This window comes from Lactobacillus nasalidis (assembly GCF_016587775.1).
Classification (GTDB): domain Bacteria; phylum Bacillota; class Bacilli; order Lactobacillales; family Lactobacillaceae; genus Lactobacillus; species Lactobacillus nasalidis.
Genome location: NZ_BOCG01000659.1, coordinates 1 through 468 on the forward strand (window position 1 = coordinate 1; position 468 = coordinate 468).

A 468-nucleotide genomic window follows, 5' to 3' on the forward strand; every position below is an offset into this window, starting at 1 on the left:
TAGAATTCGTTGGTGATAACGTGAGCGCCTTGGGCAACTGACAATTTCCCGGCGTGGTACAAAGCCGCGTTGGCCGCGGTGTTTGGAATCAAGAAGGCACCGGCAACTGAGCCGACGATCAAACCGCCGTGAACGCCGAAGAACCAGAAGAATGGCACGGCCAGACCGATGACGACGGCCCCGCCCCATGAGTCAGACAGACCCTGCATTGGCATTTCCAGAACTTGGTAGATCCATTGCAGCATGTCAGTGTTGCCGAAAGTCTTGAAGGCCGCAAACAGAAGCATGCAGGCAGTCAAGTCGACGCCGGCTGGAATCATGGCTGAGAACTGCTTGGAAACGCTGGATGGAACTTGTTCAGGAAGCTTGATCTTCCAGCCCTTCTTCATCATGGCGCTGTAGCTCCAGCCGACCAAAAGGCCGATGATGATGGCGGCAACCATCCCTTGGCCGCCAAACCAGGTAATG

At 55.6% G+C, this 468-nt stretch carries 1 protein-coding gene; it reads right to left on the minus strand.

The features are described 5' to 3' along the window. The coding region (locus tag lacNas_RS12550; protein WP_201346916.1) for a PTS transporter subunit EIIC at nt 1-468 on the minus strand (468 nt) is incomplete at both ends.